Raw genomic sequence first — 16,914 nt, 5'->3', positions numbered from 1 at the left:
GCAACCCCGATAAATAAACTCAATGTTTACCGGGAGTTTGCCTGCACCCGTTTATCTTGACGGCGGCGTGGGTCGATAGCATTGCGCCCGATATCGATCCATAGCGGGGGATCCAGAGCGCGGCGGCCCGTGCAATGCCGGGCCGCTGTGACATGGGCAACATTCGGCACCGGGTCTTCCGAGGCGGCGGACACGAGATTCACAAAGCCGAACGGCCGCCGTTGTCGCTCAGAGGAGCTGGCCCGCGATGTCGCTTCCACTTCGTCGGCGAACGCTCAGGGCCATCGCGCTGGCGGCGAGCGCCGGCGGCCTCGCTGCCGGGCTGGCCGCCTGCGGTCCCTCGGGCGGCGAGGCGGCTGGCAGCGCGGGCTGCGGGACAGCCGTGCCGGGTGTCACGCCCACCGAGGTCAAGGCCGGCATGACCTGGAGCGACACCGGCCCGTCGGCCAGCGGCACGCGTGCCTTCCGCGCCGGCGTGGACGCCCGGCTCGACGTCGCCAACGAGCAGGACGGCGGCGTCTTCGGCCRCAAGGTCACCTACGCCTGGCGGGACGACCAGGGGGACCCGAAGCTCAACGTGACCATGGTCCAGGAACTCCTCGACCAGGAGAACATCTTCGGATTCATCTACGGGTCCGGCGCCGGCGAGGATTCGGCCAGCCTGTTGCAGGAACGCGACGTCCCGGTGACGGGCCTGGCCAGCGACCCCAGCTGGCAGGGCAAGAACAACATGTTCTCGTGGTTCTACACGGGAAATGGGTCCAGCACCGCCTGGGGCAAGTACGTCTACAAGCAGGGCGGGTCCCGCGTGGCCGTCTTCGCGATCGACGGGAGTTCCACCAGCGGGGACTTCACGCGGCAGTTCGTGGCGAGCCTGAAGGCCAAGGGCGTAAACGTCGTCAAGACGTTTCAGACGACCAGTACCGTGATCGACTACCGGAGCGTCGCGCAGCAGATCAAGGCCGCCGGCGCCGACGCGATCGGCGGGGTACTGCCCCCGGACATGGCGGCCACCCTGCTGCCGGAGCTCCGCAGGGTCGGCCTGTCACTGGGCGGCAAGCTCAAGGTCGTGCTGTTGCCCTCTGGCTACGACAGCAGCAACCTGGCGAGGTACGGCCCGTCGCTGGCCGGCGTGTCGATCTTCACCAACATCAAGCCCTTCGAGCTCAACTCTCCGGGGCAGCAGAGGTTCACGCAGGCGATGGGCACCTACTCCCCGGAGATCCAGCCACCGACGCAGGACAGCGCGGTCCAGGGCTGGCTGTCGGCCGACCTGTTCCTGCGGGGCCTCAAGGAGGCCGGTCCATGCCTGACCAGGGAGTCGTTCATCTCCGGTCTGCGCGGCGTCAAGAACTACGACAGCGCGGGAATGACTCCCGAGGACTCCGTCAGCCTGTCGACCAACTACCAGAACGTCTCGATCTGCTACGACGTCATCCGGGTCAGCAACGCCGGTGACAGGTTCGAGCCGGAGACCCAGCCCGAATGCGGCGTCAAGATCACTCCAGAACGGATGAGCACCCTGCTCCAGCAGCCCTGACCAGCCCCGGCTCGGGTCTGGGCCACGGTCCACCCGTGGCCCAGACCCGGACCATGCCGTCCTCGGCGATACCCCTCTCGGTGGGAACCGAGCCGCCGTCAGCCGAGCCGCCGTCAGCGAGCCGCCGTCAGCCGAGCCTGGTTCCGTACACGTGGTCAACCGCCATCGTCATGAGCACCCTGCGGTCGGACACCATCGCCGCGCGGTACTCGTCCCAGGCCGGGTGCTCGCCGGCGGCAAGGCGGTAGTACTCCACCAGGGCCTCGATCTCCGGGCCCAGCGGGTCGGTTCCCGGCCCGGTGAGCGTCACGCCGCCCTCGGCGGTGGCCCATGCCCTGCCGTCGGGACTGGTCACCTCCAGCGCCGCCCGTGGATCCCGGCGCAGGTTCGCCGTCTTGGCGCGCCCCTCGGTCATCGACACGTAGAGGACGCCGGCCCCCCGGTCGTAGTAGGGCAGGACGGGGGAAAGCTGCGGGCGGCCATCCGACTTGATCGTCGCGAGGACGCCGAGCCGGCTTTCCGCGAGCAGCGCGTGCGGGTCGAACGACGTGGCGGTCATGCTCGGTAGAAGGAGTCCGACCATGCGGCGCATTCCGCCCCGCCGAAGTCCCGGCCGTCCTACGCCGAGTTCCGGGCCATCGCCCCCGCCGTCACCGACAGCGTCTCACCGGTGACGTAGCGAGCGTCGTCCGAGCAGAGGTAGGCCATGGCACCGGAGATGTCGGCCGCCTCGACCCACGGGACCGGAATGGCATGGCTCGAGCCGTAGGCGGCCGCGGCGTCGGCCACCGTCGGGTTCTCGCCCGGCACCATCTCGCGCAGCATCTCCCGGCTCAGGATCATCGGTGTGTCGACCGAGGTCGGCAGGACCGCGTTGACGGTGATGCCCTGCGCGGCGACCTCCAGGGCGAGCGTCTTGACCAGGCCGATGACGCCCCACTTGGCGGCCGCGTAGTGCCCCAGGTAGGGCTGACCGGTGCGGCCGGCGAGCGACGAGGTCGCCACGATCCGGCCGAACCGCTGCTCGACCATCGTCGGCAGCACCGCCCGCAGGGTGTTGAAGACGCCGGTGAGGTTGATGTCGATGACGTCGCGCCACGTGTTGTCGGTCATCCTGGCGATCGGGCTCTTGCTGAGGACGGCCGCGTTGGCCAGGCAGAAGTCGAGGCGGCCGAGTTCCCCGACCGTCTCGGTGACCGCCCGGTCGACCTGAGCCGGATCGCGGACGTCGGCGACGATCGTCACGCACCTGCGGCCGAGGTCCTCGACCAGCTTGGCCGTCTCGGCCAGCTCCTCGCGCGTCCCGAGTGGGTAGACGATGGACCCGGGCTGCCCAGGCGCGTCGAAGATCGCCACATCGGCGCCCTCCGAGGCGAACCGCAGCGCGTGCGACCGGCCCTGGCCGCGGGCTCCCCCGGAGATGAAGACGACGCGTCCGTCGAACCGTCCCATGAGTGAACTCCCGTCTCGTGGATCAGAACTCGCTGGTCAGGCCGGTCCAGCCCGGTCGGCCCGGTCGGCCCGGTCAGGCCGGTTTCGTGACCGGCGCCGCGCCCGCGGCGTCGCCGCGGGCGCCCGACAGGGCGAACCCCCGGTAGCCGTCGGCGGCGCAGTCGTCGCATGCCTTGCGGTAGGCGATCATGCCGCCGATGTAGGGCATGAACTGCCGGGGCTTGCCATCGATGTTCGCGCCCAGGTACCAGGACTTCGCGTGGAGATAGAGGGTGTGGGTCGCGACCTCGTGCACGTGGGCGGCCCACTCGTCCTGGGCCTGGAGGTCGGCCTCGATCCGGGTCAGGCCCCGCTCGCGCAGGTGGGCGAGGCAGGCGACGACCCAGTCGACGTGCTGCTCGTTCGCCCGGATCACGTTGGCCAGCACCGACGGGCTGCCCGGCCCTGTCAGGGTGAACAGGTTCGGGAAGCCGGCGACGGCGATGCCGAGAAGGCTGCGCGRCCCGCCGGACCATCGCCGCGCGAGCGAGTCGCCGTCCGCGCCGCGCAGGTCGATCCGGGTCAGCGGGCCGGTCATGGCGTCGTACCCGGTCGCGAAGATCAGCACGTCCAGGTCGTACGACGCCGCGTCGGTGTCGATCCCGGTCTCGGTGATCGTCGTGATCGATTCGTGCCGCAGGTCGACCAGCGTGACGTTGTCGCGGTTGTAGGTCGCGAAGTAGCCGCTGTCGAGGCAGATCCGCTTCGAGCCGATCGGATGGTCGGTCGGGATGAGCGAGGCCGCGGTGCCCGGGTCGGCGACGATCTCGCGGATCTTGCCCCGGACGAACTCCGCCAGCGTCTCGTTCGCTGTCAGGTCGCGCCCGGTGTCGCCGTAGGTGCGCATGAGCTCGGTACCGCCGACGGCCCAGCGGTGTTCGTACTCCTCGGCGCGCCGCTCGGGCGGGTCGGCCAGGGCRGGGCGGCCGGTCCCGACGTTGTACACGCCCGCGTCGGTGGCGTTGCCCGACGCGAGAAGTCCCTCGTAGTCGCGCTGGGCGACCCAGATCTCGCGGCTGGACATCGGCCGGTTGCGCGCCGGCAGGCTGTAGTTCGGAGTGCGCTGGAAGACCGTGAGGTGGGCGGCCTCGGCGGCGATCTCGGGGATGGCCTGGATGCCCGAGGAGCCGGTTCCGATCACCCCGACCCGCCTGCCCGCGAGGTCGACGCCCTCGTGYGGCCACCGTCCGGTGTGGTGGGTGGGGCCGGTGAAGCGGTCGTGGCCGGGGATCTGCGGCACCTGCGTCGCCGAGAGCGCACCGACCGCCGCCACGAGGAACCGGCAGCGTAATCGCCGGCCGTGGTCGGTCTCCACGGTCCAGGTGTGGTCGCCGTCGTCGTAGCGCGCGGAGGTGATCCGCGTGTCGAAGGTGATCATCGGCAGCAGGTCGAAGCGCTCGGCGACGTACCGCGCGTACCGCAGGATCTCGGGCTGGCCGGCGAACCGCTCCGACCAGGCCCACTGTGCGTTCAGCTCGCGGGAGAAGGAATAGCAGTAGTCGACGCTCTCGACGTCGCAGCGGGCCCCCGGGTAACGGTTCCAGTACCAGGTGCCGCCGACGCCGCCGCCCGACTCGAACGCATGGGCCGAGAAGCCGGCTCCGCGAAGCGCGTGGAGGGCGTACAGGCCACCGAACCCGGCCCCGATGACGACGACCTCGTAGTCAAGCGCGGCCTCGGGCGTGGGGCCGGGTACCTGCACGGGGTTCACGTCGGCCGAGGAGTTCACGCCGGCCGCGAGGTTCAGGTCGGGGGTCATCCGGTCACGCCGCCATGGTCGCTTGGCGCGGTCTCGGTCGTCGTCGTCACGCCGCCCGCCCCCTCTCCTGTTCTCGTCGGTCCKGACGATTCCGAGCCCGGCGGAGAGCAGCCTGAGCGGGCCACCTGACCCAGGCGGTGACGCCAGATCCACCGGCGTCGGCCGCCCCGCCCGGCCTCCCCGAGACTCGATTGGATAACATATACCATCGTGACCCTCGAATCCGCGTCTCACGAGTCCGACGGCGGCGGAGCGGCCAGCCGACCACCGCTGGTGGTGCTGGTGCACGGGACCCGCGACCAGGCGTCGAGTTTCGACCCCGTGGCCGCGGCTCTGGACGGCGTGGACATCGTCTCCTACGACCGTCGCGGGTGGGGCGAGAAGCCGGTCTGGGACGGAACGCCCGCCGATCTGGCCGGCCATGCCGACGATCTACTCATGGTCCTCGGTGATCGCCCGGCGACAGTCGTCGGTCACAGTTGGGGTGGCAACGTCGCTGTCGCGGCGGCCGTCCGCCGGCCGGACCTTGTCCTTTCCGTCGCCCTCTGGGAGACGGCAATGCCATGGGCTTCATGGTGGAAGGGGAACCATGGCCAGCTCATCCTGGGCGCGATCGCGTCGGTGAAGGAGAAAGTGCCGGGCACCCAGCGCCAGAACCGCGAGCGACGACTGTTCCTTGCGGAAGCGTCGGCAACACTGTCTCGGCCGTTTGATCTGGACCACCTCACCGCCAGGTGCATCGCCGGTTACGGCACGGCCACCCAGCCCCCTTTCGGCCCCGGCATGCGAGCCTTCGCGGAGCTGATGAGGGCCGACGTGTTCGAGCTGCCGGACGCGAACCACATGGCCCACCGCGAGAACCCGGAAGGCTTCGCCCAGTTCGTGCGGAGCGCGATCGCCCTGGGCTGACCGCGGCCGATCGGCACGCCGGGTCCGTAGGCGTTCCGCGGAACGCCCACGACGGGTACGTCGACGCCGCGCGGGGGCTTGGCGGGGCGGGTTCTGATCCGTAGCGCTGACGTCCGCCGCGCGCCTTGACATCGGGCGTCGCGGAGGATCAGGCCGGCCCGGCGCTGGTGCACACCGGCCGCGTCCACGACGGCGCCGGGCTACAGACAGGCGGTGTGTACATCATTCGACGGGCCTACCCGTCCGGTGCCGCTCGATGGGTCTTCACAGCCGATCAGGAGGCCACAGCGCTCGACGCCGACACGGAATTCGGCTACGTCGCGTTCAACACCGGCGAACTGGTCATCCTGCGCACCGACAGCGGCGAGGAGCAACACCGGGTGGCCCTCCACGTCGACGGCCACCGAGTCGTGCCGCTCTCACTGGCCAGGTACGGGCGGGACCGCCTCGCGGTCGGCACCCTCGACGGACGCGTTCTCGACCTCACCGTCACCGCCGCGCCCGCATGACCAACACTGGCCACAACCGTCACCGATCAGGATCGGACGCGCGGCGGACAGATCAGACCGTGGCGGGCGTGGCCGCCGCCGTACGGTTGTCCAGGTCGGCGAACATCGCGGTCGTCGCCTGCACAGCGGCGGAGTCCGGTCCGAAAACGATCAGCGGCCGGGGCGACGATAGGTCCGGCCGATCCGTTGACACGGATGTCGGCGCCGGACTGTCGGTGCCGCGGACGCGAACCTGATGTGACGTGGCGAGGGCATATTGCGAGGACATCTGTGATCTTCCCGGTTCCCGATGGGATCAGCACGCCCGCGCTCGTGGTGGATCTTGATGTCGTCGATGACAACATCAGCCGGTTGGCCGCCGCCGCCGCGGCCGGCGGGTTCGCGGTACGTCCCCATGCCAAGACGCACAAGAGTCCGCGGCTCGCCGACCTGCAGCGCAGGGCGGGAGCCGTCGGCCTGACCGTGGCGACCATCGGTGAGGCCGAGACGTTCGCGGCGGCCGGGTTCGACGACCTGTTCATCGCCTACCCGGTGTGGGCTGACGCGGCCAGGGCGGAACGGCTGCGGCGGCTGGCCGACCGCGCGCTGGTCGCGGTCGGCGTCGACTCGGTCCCGGCCGCGCGTCGCCTCGGCGCGGTGAGCGCGCCCGTCGAGGTGATGATCGAGGTGGACAGCGGTCATCACCGCAGCGGAGTCGCGCCCGGCGCCGCCGCCGAGGTCGCCCTCGCGGCCGCGGACGCCGGTCTGCGGGTTCGCGGGGTGTTCACCTTCCCCGGGCACGCCTACCATCCCGACGCCCGGTCCCAGGCGGCGCGCGACGAGGAGACCGCGCTCGCCGTCGCCGCGCGGACCGTCGCCGCCGCGGGCCTGACCATCACGGTGCTCAGCGGCGGGTCGACGCCCAGCCTGGCGTACTCCCGCCCCGGGACGGTCACCGAGCTCCGCCCCGGGGTCTACGTCCTCAACGACGCGCAGCAGCTCGCGCTCGGTTCGTGCACCGCCGACCAGATAGCGCTGGCCGCCGCGACGACGGTGGTGAGCGCGCCGGCTCCCGACCGGTTCGTGCTCGACGCCGGCAGCAAGATCCTCGGGGCCGACCGTCCCGCCTGGGCACCCGGGTTCGGCCACCTCCCGGAGTTTCCGGATGCCACCGTGACGTCCCTGTCGGAGCACCATGCCGTGGTCACCGTCGCGCCGGGCGGCCGCGTTCCCCCGATCGGGAGCACCACTCTCCTCGTGCCCAACCATGTCTGTGCCGCCGTGAACCTGGTCGATCACCTGGTGGTCACCCGTGGCGGCGTCGTGGCCGGCCACTGGCCGGTCACCGCCCGCGGCGCCAACCTCTGACCGGGACGACGGTGGTCGGGGGTGTGGCGGGCCCGGGCGACGCGCGGCGAGGGTCTGCGAGGATCCGCGCGCTCACCTGCGCGAGTCCTCGTCGCTCCGTCGTGGCATGGGCGGCCCGGTCCGGGGACGGCCCGCGTCCGTGATCGCCTCGTAGGCGTCCGGGTAGACGGGCAGGATGTCGCCCAGGTCGGTCACGGCGAGGATGCGCCGCACCCCCCAGGGCGGGGCGGCCACCCGGAGCCAGCCGCCCTCGGCCCGCGCCCGTCGCTGTGCCCGCGCGAGCAGGTCGAGTCCGCTCAGATCGGCGAACTCGACCTCCCCGAGATCCACCACGATGCGGGCGCAGCCGCTGTCAAGCAGCGCGTCGAGCCCTTGTTCCAACCGAGGCCGGGTGGCCAGGTCGAGCTCGCCGCGCACGTGGACGACGCCGACCGGTCCCACCTTGCCGGCGTGGACCGCCAACCACATTGTCCCCCTCCGCCATCGGCTGATCTCTTCGACCCGACGCTGGTGACCGGGTCATTCGGCGTAGATCATGTCAAGAAATACCGCCGCTGTAGGCGCGAAGTCGGGCGCGCCGTGGCCGCCGCCGTCGACCGGGGAGTAGTACTCGTAGGTCCGTCCGGAGCGCACGACGAGCTCGACGGTCTCGTCCCGCAGCCGCCGCGCCTCGGCCACTCGCCCCGACCTTCTCAGGCCGTCGACGAGAAGCCAGTTCACCATCGGCCACACCGGTCCCCGCCAGTACCGGCCCGGGTCGAAGGCGGGGGCGTCGAAGGGCAGGCTGGCCGGTCCGTACCGTCCGGTCCAGCGTGCGTCGAAAAGCTGTCCGGCGAGGCGACCGGCCTGTTCGGGCGGCAGGACGCCGGCGTACAGGGCGAGGAAGCCCGCCACCGTCTCGTCCGGCAGCAGCCGCCCGGTGCGGGCGTCCTGGTGGCGGGGAAAACCGCCGGCCAGCACGTTCCTGAACGCGTCGCGCGTGGTGCGCATGGCCCGGAGAAGCCCGGTGGGGAGCTCCAGTCCCGCGTCGGCCGCGACCGTCTCGAGCTGGCGGTTCGCCCGCACCAGCACCGCGTTGAACCCGACGTCCCGGATCGACGGCAGCCCGGCAGCGCGGAGCTCGTCGAACCGGTAGCGGACCGCCCGCAGCCGGCCGGTGAGCTCGTAGAGCGTGAACAGCTCGTCCGCCGCGATCCGCTCCTGGGCGGGCACCGCCTTGTTGTCGCGGCGAAGGCCCTCGAGCACGTCGAGGTCTCCCGCGTCCCTGACCGCGCGCACCTTCGCGGGCGCGAGGTCCCGGACGGCGTCCGACCACGGCGGCGTGTCGTCCATGCCCGACTCCCACGGATGCACGACCGAGACCAGGCCGGTGTTCTCAGGATCCCGTTCCCGGTAGAGCCATTCGTGGTAGGCGACCAGGCCGGGCAGCACCCGCCGGTAGAAGGCCAGCCGCCGACGCGCCGGCATGGCCGCGCCGACGCGGGCGACCGCCTCCGCCACCAGCGGCGGCTGGGTGACACCGCTGGTCTCCACCACCGGCGGCGCCTCGACCGCGTCGCGCACGCCCCACAGCCCCGGGTCCGCGTGGTAAGGCTCGCCGATGGCCGGACAGAACCTGATGTGCGGCAGCATCCCGCTCGGCCACTGCCCGACGAACAGCGACAGCACCTCGCCGGCCGCCCGCTCCACGTCCACATGGCGAAGACCGATGGCGACAAAACAGCTGTCCCACAGCCACTGATGCGGGTACAGCCGCGCCGACGGCCGGGTGAACCCCCCGCCGTCGTTGGCACGCAGCACGTCGAGGGCACGGGCCCGGGCCGTCTCGACGCCAGGGCCGGCGGTCTCACGCGTCTCGGCGCGGTGACCGGGCCGCGCCTGCGCGGGCGGAGTGATCGCGGGCGGAGTGATACCGCGGCGCTCGGACGGCACCCCTTTCTGTACGGCCCGAAACGGGCCGGTCCCCAGCGAGGACGTGTCCTCCGTCGTCGTCACGGTGCCGTCCCCTTCGCCGATTCACCCCAGCTGCGAGGTTCGTCCCCGAAAGACCGCGACACACACCTCCTACCGCGCCACCTGTCTCAGCACCCCCTGTCCGGTAGCTCTCTGTCACAGATCTTCTGGTCTCAGCGCCAGGTCTCGCGTGGGGACCGCTCCCGCGTCCCACCGGCCGCGCGTCTCACCGGGATGTGGGACCGCCACGCTTCTCACCAGCCGGCAGGCGGACGTGGCTGGCCGCCGCCAGCGGCGCGCGCGGCAGGCCCCGGACGGTCGGGGCGACGCCCGTCGCGCGTCTCCGTCATGGTCTTCCGCCGCCTCGCTCGCCGGCGACCGCCAGCCCCGTGACCCCGGTCCCTCGACGACAGGCCGCCGGCGCGACCAGCGCGACCAGCGCGACCAGCGGAGGACGGAACCATTCCGATGCCGAGCGTTCACCCAAGCGGCGAAATGGTTGTTATCCGCAACCGCCGAATGTTCGATCAAATACCGGACCTGTGCCGATGCTGAGCGTTCGCCCAAACGGCAAAATGGTTGTTGACCGCAACTCACGCCGTGTTGATCCAGTCCGCGGCGGCCCCTTACCCCACATTCCCGGTCCCGCCCACCATCCCGCGGAGCGAAGCCGGCACTGGATGCCAGTGACGGAAGGCGCGCGGGCGGTGACGGGCACAGAACGGGACAAATCCGCGACGGGCGGATCGGGCCGAGTGCGACCGGCCGCGCGGTCGCGGTGTCGATGGAACTCCTCTCCCACCTCACCTCAGCCGGAAACGGCCCGCACCGCTGAACCCGGCCGTTCCCCGCCGGGCGACCTCCTATCCCACATCGCGGATCCCTCACGCCCCCGGCGGGAGGGACCCGCGGGGGCGAACGCCGCCGACGGCACCAAAGTGCCATCGGCGCTCGGGCTCGTTCGTCGGGGTCACAGCCCTGTGAGCCTTCCGGGTCCGCGCGAAAAAGTTGCCCCTGAGGCGCGCCGCCTCGATGCTCGCGGAACGCGAAGATCACAGCGGCGGAAGCGCGGGCCGCGCCGGTTGTCTTCGGGGTTTCTCAGGTCGGTAAACGACGCGCGGGCGCCGGTGTAGACCGGCCCTGGAAGGAGAGGTGCCCGTCGGGAAGTCCGCTAGGAAAAGATAAGAATCGATACCACCACCGGACGCCTTATTTCGTCCGCACCGCCGTTTCGGACCGTTACCACCAGGGCCACGTCGACCAGCGACCAGTCCGCGACCGCGCACGACAGGACAAATACCGGCGACGCCCCGACGGAAACAAGGGGCCACCAGCCGATGCGCCCGGACCAAGGGCAGATCACCATTGGCGGCGAATGCCCGTGTCACCGGGCGCGCCGACCACATCGAATGGTGTCACCCGCATTACCGGCGATGGCTCACCTCCACCACACATCGAACACGTCGGCCACCCGATGGGCCGTTGGCTGACGCGAGGCGCGGCCGGCGATACGGGGCGGCACGGGCTGGCATGGCACTGACCTGGCCGGTCGCGCGGCTCGGGACCCGGCCGCCGCTCCCCGGCGGGCCGAGTCCGGCCGGATGCCGTTGATCGGGCTCGGACGCCCAGAAGAGCACGTCATAACGCCGTTCCGAAAGACCAGCCACGACGTCTCCGTGCATTATTTGCACCGCCGGCTCGGTGGCCTCCGTGCATTATTTGCACCATCGTTCCGTGCGAATTTATTTTGTATACGATGACATCGGGAGCCCTGTTGACAGCGGGACAACCGGATGCTATCCATATGTCCGGTATCACACGGGCCCGCCGGCTCGACACCGTTTCTAGCCGGTGCATACGCGCCAGCTCGGCTGGCTATGCCGGGCCGCCTTCTCGCTTTCTCACCAAACTTCTTGAGATGGTTCGCGAATAGCCGGCCATCTTTTTCATGCCGCCATCCACCCGGCCCTGCCCTGCCCTGCCCTGCCCGCACGATTTGGCGTTGGATCCAGCACCTGGTCCAGCGCTGTCGTGATGAGGTCACCGCAGGGCGTAGGCGTGTGTCGGGGCCAGGCATGGAGGCGGAGACCGCAACGCGCGACAATTGGAGGCGAACATGTCAGACGAGGCATCCGCGGTATTACCCGAGCCGGCACCATCCGAGCCGGCACCATCCGAGCCGGACAGCCCGACATCGTCCAGCCGCTTCAGCCGCCGCGGGTTCATGGGCGCCACCGCCGCGGGCGCGGGAGCGGTCGCGTTCGGCGGGCTGGTAGCCGGCGCCACGCCGGCGCGCGCGGTGACGACGACGGAGGTGACCGCGCGGGCCGTCGTCGTCGGCACCGGCTTCGGCGGGGGCGTGACGGCGCTCCGGCTGGCCAAGGCCGGCGTGACCACGATGGTCCTGGAACGCGGCCTGCGGTGGCCGACGGGCCCGAACTCGAACACCTTCGCGACCCTCGCGAACCTGGACAGCCGGTCGGCCTGGCTGTCCCCCTACGCGCCGGTGCCGGGCGCCCCGCCCTTCCCCCTCTGGCCGCCCTACACCGGTGTTCTCGAGGTCATCAACGGCAACGGGATCACCGTCAACTGCGGCGCCTGCGTCGGCGGCGGCTCGATCATGTACCACGGAATGACGCTGCAGCCGAACGTGGCCGAGTTCGCCCGGTCCATGCCGCTGGCCTCCGGCTTCTATCCCGAGCTCAACTCGAAGTGGTATCCCACCGTCGCCTCGATGCTGGGCATCTCCACCATTCCCAACGACGTTCTCAACTCAAGCCCGTACGCCTCCTCCCGGATCTTCCTGAACGTCGCCCCCAAGGCGGGCCTCCAGACGTTCCGGGTGCCGCTGCCGGTCGACTGGAACTTCGTGCGCGGGGAGCTGAACGGCCAGTACAACGCCGCCTACACCAACAGTGACATCGCGTTCGGCGTCAACAACGGCGGGAAGCACTCGATCGACGTCACCTATCTCGCCGCCGCGGAGGCGACGGGCAAGGTGCAGGTGCAGACGCTCCACGTCGTCCGTGACATCAAGCTGGGCGCCAACAAGAAATGGGTGCTGTCGGTCGACCGCATCGACACCGCCGGAGTCATCCAGGAGCACAAGAACATCACCGCGAGCGCGGTGTTCCTCAACGCCGGCTCGCCGGGAACGACGCGGCTGCTCGTCAAGGCGAAGGGCAAGAACCTCATCCCGAACCTGCCGGACGCGGTCGGCACCCAGTGGGGGAACAACGGCGACCGCATCTACTCGTGGACCGGCATGAACGATGACCCGGGCATGAAGGAGGGCGGTCCGGCGGCTGTCGGCGGCGTCGATCCCTTCAGCACGATCCCGCTGCGGATCGTCCACGCTGGCGCGCCGCCGGCCGCCCTCACCGGCGGACGGTTCATGACCGTGGTCGGCTTCGGCATCGTCCCTGGGGCCGGCACCTGGGCCTATGACTCGGCCACGGACGACGCCAAGCTGACCTGGCCCACCAATGCCGACGCCGCGCTCCAGACGTTGATCCGCAACAAGATGAACGCCATCGCCCAGGCCGGCGGCGGCACCGTGACCGACACCAACGCGACCCAGGCGTCGACATGGCACGCTCTCGGCGGCGTTCCGATGGGATCGGCGGTAGACCTGTATGGCCGCGTTCTCGGGCAGAGCGGCCTCTATGTCCTCGACGGTGCGCGGATTCCGGGCTCCACCGGTGCCTGCAACCCGTCCATGACCATCGCGGCACTCGCCGAGCACAGCATGGCGCGGATCGTCAGCCAGGACATCGGGAGGATCTTCTAGACGTCGAGCGGGTGCTCTGAGCGGCGCGCCGGTCCCCGGGCGGCGACTGCCCGCCCGCGGGACCGGCGCGCCGCGGCCCGGTGACGCCGATCGCCCCACCGAGGGCGACATGGTCGGAGGTTCGCCGAGCTTCGCGGTGGCACGGACCGCGCTGGCACGCCGGACCGGTGCGCCGGCCAATGACCTCGCCGGCCACCCCGGCGGCCTGGTGGTCGGGAATCGCCACCCGGCCGGGTTGACGGCGGGCGCGGCGGGAAGGTGCGCAGACACGTGGGCACAGCCATCCGGCACAGCCTTTCGGACGAGGAGCTGATTCGATGCCGAACCCGGAACGTGATCTCGACTTCCGTAACCCCGATGCGCTCGCCGAGGCCGAGGAGGGCCGGCGCAGCGACGAGTCCGTGACCGGAGCGGACGGTGGCCCGATCGACGAGGACGCGATGCGCGCCGCGGACGGCCTGACCACCACCCCGGAGGAGGACGCCGCCTACCGCGAGCACATCGAGCGCGGCGCCCACCAGCGGGGCGAGGGCGCGCCCGCCGTGTGACGACGACGGGGTCGTCTGGCCGACGGCTGGCGCATGTCCCGCCAGGGCGGTTCACGAAGCGGTGACGGAATACGCGGGGTTGGTGGCGGCTCGCCCAGACCATGGTCTGGCGTTGGCATCGAGCCGGGTGGCGAGAGCCGCCACCAACCCTCGGCCAGTCAGCCAGTAGTGAGCCGCGGCAGGGGCCGGACAGGCCGTGGCGGGAACCGGTTGGGCCGGGCCAGGCGGGGAACGCCCTGTCGTGAGGCCGTCGGGGGGATCGTCATGTCCGAGACCGACATTTGCGGGCGGATGCTGTGCGACGCCCGCAAAGCCGCCCTCGACCCGGAGGAGGCGGTGTCCTGGCTGCTGTCGCTGGCTCGCCGCCATCTGATGATGGAGCTGTCCTGGGTATCCCGACTGACCACCGAGGTACAGACGATCGAGGCTCTGCACGGTGACGCGGAGTCGTTCGGGATCGGCCCCGGGACCACCACCTGCTACACCGACTCCTACTGCTCGCGGGTCCTGGACGGACGGCTACCACCGGTCATCCCCAACGCGCGGACGGACGAGCGGACCGCTCCCCTCGCGCTGACGCGCCGGTGGAACATCGGGGCCTACATCGGCGCTCCGGTCGTGCTCGACGACGGTCGCCTCCACGGCATGCTGTGCTGCCTGAGCCACGACGCCAGGCCGGAGCTCTCCAGCCAGGACGCGCGTTTCCTGGCGCTGCTGGCCGAGGTGCTCGCCCGGTTCATCTCGCATCTCGCGCACAAGCGCGAGGACCGTGACCTGCTGGTCGAGCGGATCACCACGGTGATCCGCGACCGACCGACCATGATCTACCAACCGGTCGTCGCCATCCGAACCCGGCAGATCATCGGCGCGGAGGCATTGGCGCGCTTCCCCCCGGGATCCGGCGGCCCGGAGGCGTGGTTCACCGCCGCCGCGTCGGTCGGCCTGCGCACCGACCTCGAGCTCGCCGCGATCGTGAACGCGCTCGCCGTGCTGCCCGTCCTGCCGGACCACCTGTGGCTGTCGGTGAACGCGTCCCCGACGGTGGTCGCCTGCGGCCGGATCCACGACGCCATGGCCGCGGCGTCGTACGGCCGGGTCGTCATCGAGGTCACCGAACACGAGTGCATCGAGGACTACGAGGCGGTGCGCGCCGCGCTCGACGACCTGCGGCGGCGAGGAGCGCGGATCGCGGTCGACGACGTGGGCGTCGCCAACGCCGATCTGAACCGGCTGTTGCAGCTGACCCCGGACATCCTCAAGATGGACCGGGAGCTGACCTCGAGGATCGACGCGGATCCCGCCCGCCAGGCTCTCGTCGCCGCCCTGGTCAGGTTCGCCAGCGAGATCGACGCCCAGGTTCTGGCCGAGGGCGTGGAGACCGCGGCCGAGCTCGCCGTTCTCGCCGACCTCGGTGTCGACCACGCCCAGGGCTTCTACCTCGGCTACCCGGGGCCGCTGCCACTCCCGAAGCACTGCGCCGCCTGAGTGGTGCCCCTCCGGGGCGAGGCGCCTGCGCGGACGACGTCCACTCGCCGGCTATATGGTGACGGACGATGACCTTGCCTCCTGAGGAACTGTTGCCGACGACGCGACGCGCGCTGCTGCATCGGCTGGCTGTCGGGCAGGCGGACGGGCGTACGCCCTCGCTGGTCGGCGCGGTGGTGCGCGGCGGACGACTGGTCTGGGCCGACGGCCGCAGCATGATTGACGGGCACAGCCCGGACGCCGACGTCCAGTACCGGATCGGCTCGATCACGAAGACCTTCGTGGCGGTGCAGGTCATGCGCCTGCGGGACGAGGGCGCGCTGGACCTCGCCGACCCGCTGGACCGTCACCTGCCGGGCACCGGGGCCGGGGCGCTGACAATCGCTCAGTTGCTGGGCCACACCTCGGGCCTCGCGTCCGAGACCCCCGGCCCCTGGTGGGAGCGCACGCCGGGAACGCTGCGGCCCCGGCTCGCCGATGTGCTCGACGAGCCTCCGGTGCGGCACCCGGCGGGCCGCCGGTTCCACTACTCGAACCCCGGGTTCGCGCTTCTCGGCGCGCTGGTCAGCCAGCTGCGCGGGCAGCCCTGGGGCGACGTGCTGCACTCCGAGGTGCTGGCGCCGCTGGGCCTGGCCAGGACCACGCCGCTGCCGCGGGCCCCGCACGCCGGCGGCTTCGCGGTGCACCCATGGGCGGACGTGATGCTGCCGGAGCCGCTGGAGGACACCGGCGTGATGGCGCCGGCCGGCCAGCTCTGGTCGACCGCCGCCGACCTGTCCCGCTGGGCCGCGTTCCTAGCCGGCGGCGCCGAGAATGTCCTGCGCGCCAGCACCCTCGCCGAGATGCGCCGGCCCGCGTCGGAACCCGACGATGACGAGGTCGACGAGTCCGACGACTGGTCCGCCGGCTACGGGCTCGGCCTGCAGCTGCGCCGGCATGACGGCCGGCTGCTGCATGGCCACACCGGCTCGATGCCAGGATTCCTGGCCGCGCTCTGGGTGAGTGAACGGGACGACGTCGCCGCGGTCGTCCTGGCGAACGCGACGTCCGGGCCGCCGGTCGGGCAGATCGCCGCGGACCTGATCCGGATCGTCACCGAGCACGAACCGCGCATACCGGAGCCGTGGCGCCCGCTGCCGGCGGCCGATCCGGAGCTGCTGGCGCTCACCGGCCTGTGGCACTGGGGTCCGTCGCCGCACCTGCTGCACCTGCGCGCCGACCGGGGGCTGGAGCTCATCCCGCAGGGCCAGACCGGCGGCGGCTCCCGCTTCCGGGCCGAGGCGGATGGCACCTGGACCGGGCTGAACGGCTACTACGCGGGCGAGAGGCTGCGTGTCATCCGGGCGGCGGACGGCACCGCCAGGCATCTGGACATCGGCAGCTTCGTGTTCACCCGCACGCCGTACGACCCCAACGCGGACATCCCCGGCGGTCTCGCCCCAGACGGCTGGCATACCTACTAACCCGTCGGGCTAACCCGGCGGACGAACCCGGCGGGCCGCCCCCGCGGCCGCTCATGATCGCCGCGAACGTGTTGTCGTTGTCGCGATCCGACTCGATTCACGACCGCGGCGACACGATGG

The 16,914-nt window shown here is 71.0% G+C and carries 13 protein-coding genes; 8 read left to right on the top strand and 5 right to left on the bottom strand.

What is annotated here, in order from left to right:
• Positions 1 to 247: 247 nt before the first annotated feature.
• Positions 248 to 1,540, top strand: coding sequence for an ABC transporter substrate-binding protein (locus BL253_RS21990; protein WP_076819020.1), 1,293 nt, complete (start codon positions 248 to 250; stop codon positions 1,538 to 1,540).
• A 127-nt stretch (positions 1,541 to 1,667) separates the two neighbouring features.
• Here the strand turns inward: BL253_RS21990 and BL253_RS21985 are convergent, their stop codons facing one another.
• The 3 genes from BL253_RS21985 to BL253_RS21975 all read right to left on the bottom strand — a co-directional run bounded on the left by BL253_RS21985 (position 1,668) and on the right by BL253_RS21975 (position 4,790).
• Complete coding sequence (locus BL253_RS21985) at positions 1,668 to 2,099, bottom strand: PPOX class F420-dependent oxidoreductase (protein WP_076819086.1); 432 nt, start codon at positions 2,097 to 2,099, stop codon at positions 1,668 to 1,670.
• 59 nt (positions 2,100 to 2,158) lie between these two features.
• A complete protein-coding gene (locus BL253_RS21980) occupies positions 2,159 to 2,992 on the bottom strand; it encodes a mycofactocin-coupled SDR family oxidoreductase (RefSeq protein ID WP_076819019.1) in 834 nt (277 codons plus the stop codon).
• Between the two features lie 73 nt (positions 2,993 to 3,065).
• On the bottom strand, positions 3,066 to 4,790 hold the full coding sequence (locus BL253_RS21975; RefSeq protein ID WP_241835002.1) for a flavin-containing monooxygenase: 1,725 nt from the start codon (positions 4,788 to 4,790) through the stop codon (positions 3,066 to 3,068).
• 210 nt (positions 4,791 to 5,000) lie between these two features.
• Here BL253_RS21975 and BL253_RS21970 point away from each other — a divergent pair, with 210 nt between their 5' ends.
• From BL253_RS21970 to BL253_RS21955, 3 genes are all read left to right on the top strand, one after another.
• On the top strand, positions 5,001 to 5,699 hold the full coding sequence (locus tag BL253_RS21970; protein ID WP_076819018.1) for an alpha/beta fold hydrolase: 699 nt from the start codon (positions 5,001 to 5,003) through the stop codon (positions 5,697 to 5,699).
• Positions 5,700 to 5,824: 125 nt separating this feature from the next.
• Entirely contained in the window at positions 5,825 to 6,208 is a 384-nt protein-coding gene (locus BL253_RS21965) for a hypothetical protein (protein ID WP_076819017.1), read from the top strand.
• A gap of 270 nt (positions 6,209 to 6,478) precedes the next feature.
• A complete protein-coding gene (locus BL253_RS21955; protein ID WP_198946354.1) occupies positions 6,479 to 7,555 on the top strand; it encodes an alanine racemase in 1,077 nt (358 codons plus the stop codon).
• A 72-nt stretch (positions 7,556 to 7,627) separates the two neighbouring features.
• Here BL253_RS21955 and BL253_RS21950 read toward each other — a convergent pair whose 3' ends face one another.
• The gene (locus BL253_RS21950) at positions 7,628 to 8,023 is read right to left on the bottom strand and encodes an STAS domain-containing protein (RefSeq protein ID WP_076819015.1); all 396 of its coding nucleotides are present in this window, start codon (positions 8,021 to 8,023) and stop codon (positions 7,628 to 7,630) included.
• A gap of 51 nt (positions 8,024 to 8,074) precedes the next feature.
• Positions 8,075 to 9,550 carry an amylo-alpha-1,6-glucosidase gene (locus BL253_RS21945; protein ID WP_076819014.1) on the bottom strand — a complete coding sequence of 492 codons (1,476 nt, stop codon included), beginning with the start codon at positions 9,548 to 9,550 and terminating at the stop codon, positions 8,075 to 8,077.
• Positions 9,551 to 11,624: 2,074 nt separating this feature from the next.
• On the opposite strand from BL253_RS21945, the gene BL253_RS21940 reads away from it, so the two are divergent.
• From BL253_RS21940 to BL253_RS21925, 4 genes are all read left to right on the top strand, one after another.
• Positions 11,625 to 13,298 (top strand): GMC oxidoreductase, encoded by a 1,674-nt coding sequence (locus BL253_RS21940; RefSeq protein WP_081438569.1) that lies wholly within the window; start codon positions 11,625 to 11,627, stop codon positions 13,296 to 13,298.
• Between the two features lie 317 nt (positions 13,299 to 13,615).
• Positions 13,616 to 13,846 carry a hypothetical protein gene (locus tag BL253_RS21935; protein ID WP_076819012.1) on the top strand — a complete coding sequence of 77 codons (231 nt, stop codon included), beginning with the start codon at positions 13,616 to 13,618 and terminating at the stop codon, positions 13,844 to 13,846.
• Between the two features lie 264 nt (positions 13,847 to 14,110).
• The gene (locus BL253_RS21930; RefSeq protein WP_076819011.1) at positions 14,111 to 15,331 is read left to right on the top strand and encodes a sensor domain-containing phosphodiesterase; all 1,221 of its coding nucleotides are present in this window, start codon (positions 14,111 to 14,113) and stop codon (positions 15,329 to 15,331) included.
• Between the two features lie 68 nt (positions 15,332 to 15,399).
• Positions 15,400 to 16,794, top strand: a complete 1,395-nt coding sequence (locus tag BL253_RS21925; RefSeq protein ID WP_076819010.1) for a serine hydrolase domain-containing protein — start codon at positions 15,400 to 15,402, stop codon at positions 16,792 to 16,794.
• Positions 16,795 to 16,914 lie beyond the last annotated feature (120 nt).

The organism is Pseudofrankia asymbiotica, assembly GCF_001983105.1.
In the GTDB taxonomy this organism is placed as follows: domain Bacteria; phylum Actinomycetota; class Actinomycetes; order Frankiales; family Frankiaceae; genus Pseudofrankia; species Pseudofrankia asymbiotica.
Note: the sequence above shows the minus strand (reverse complement) of the source record. Positions and strands in the feature narration are given on the sequence as shown.

Bases quoted from the DNA above. Each gene is read 5' to 3' on its own strand.
- BL253_RS21985 (WP_076819086.1), bottom strand. From the start codon at position 2,099: ATGACCGCCACGTCGTTCGACCCGCACGCGCTGCTCGCGGAAAGCCGG.
- BL253_RS21980 (WP_076819019.1), bottom strand. From the start codon at position 2,992: ATGGGACGGTTCGACGGACGCGTCGTCTTCATCTCCGGGGGAGCCCGC.
- BL253_RS21950 (WP_076819015.1), bottom strand. From the start codon at position 8,023: ATGTGGTTGGCGGTCCACGCCGGCAAGGTGGGACCGGTCGGCGTCGTC.
- BL253_RS21940 (WP_081438569.1), top strand. From the start codon at position 11,625: ATGTCAGACGAGGCATCCGCGGTATTACCCGAGCCGGCACCATCCGAG.
- BL253_RS21935 (WP_076819012.1), top strand. From the start codon at position 13,616: ATGCCGAACCCGGAACGTGATCTCGACTTCCGTAACCCCGATGCGCTC.
- BL253_RS21930 (WP_076819011.1), top strand. From the start codon at position 14,111: ATGTCCGAGACCGACATTTGCGGGCGGATGCTGTGCGACGCCCGCAAA.
- BL253_RS21925 (WP_076819010.1), top strand. From the start codon at position 15,400: ATGACCTTGCCTCCTGAGGAACTGTTGCCGACGACGCGACGCGCGCTG.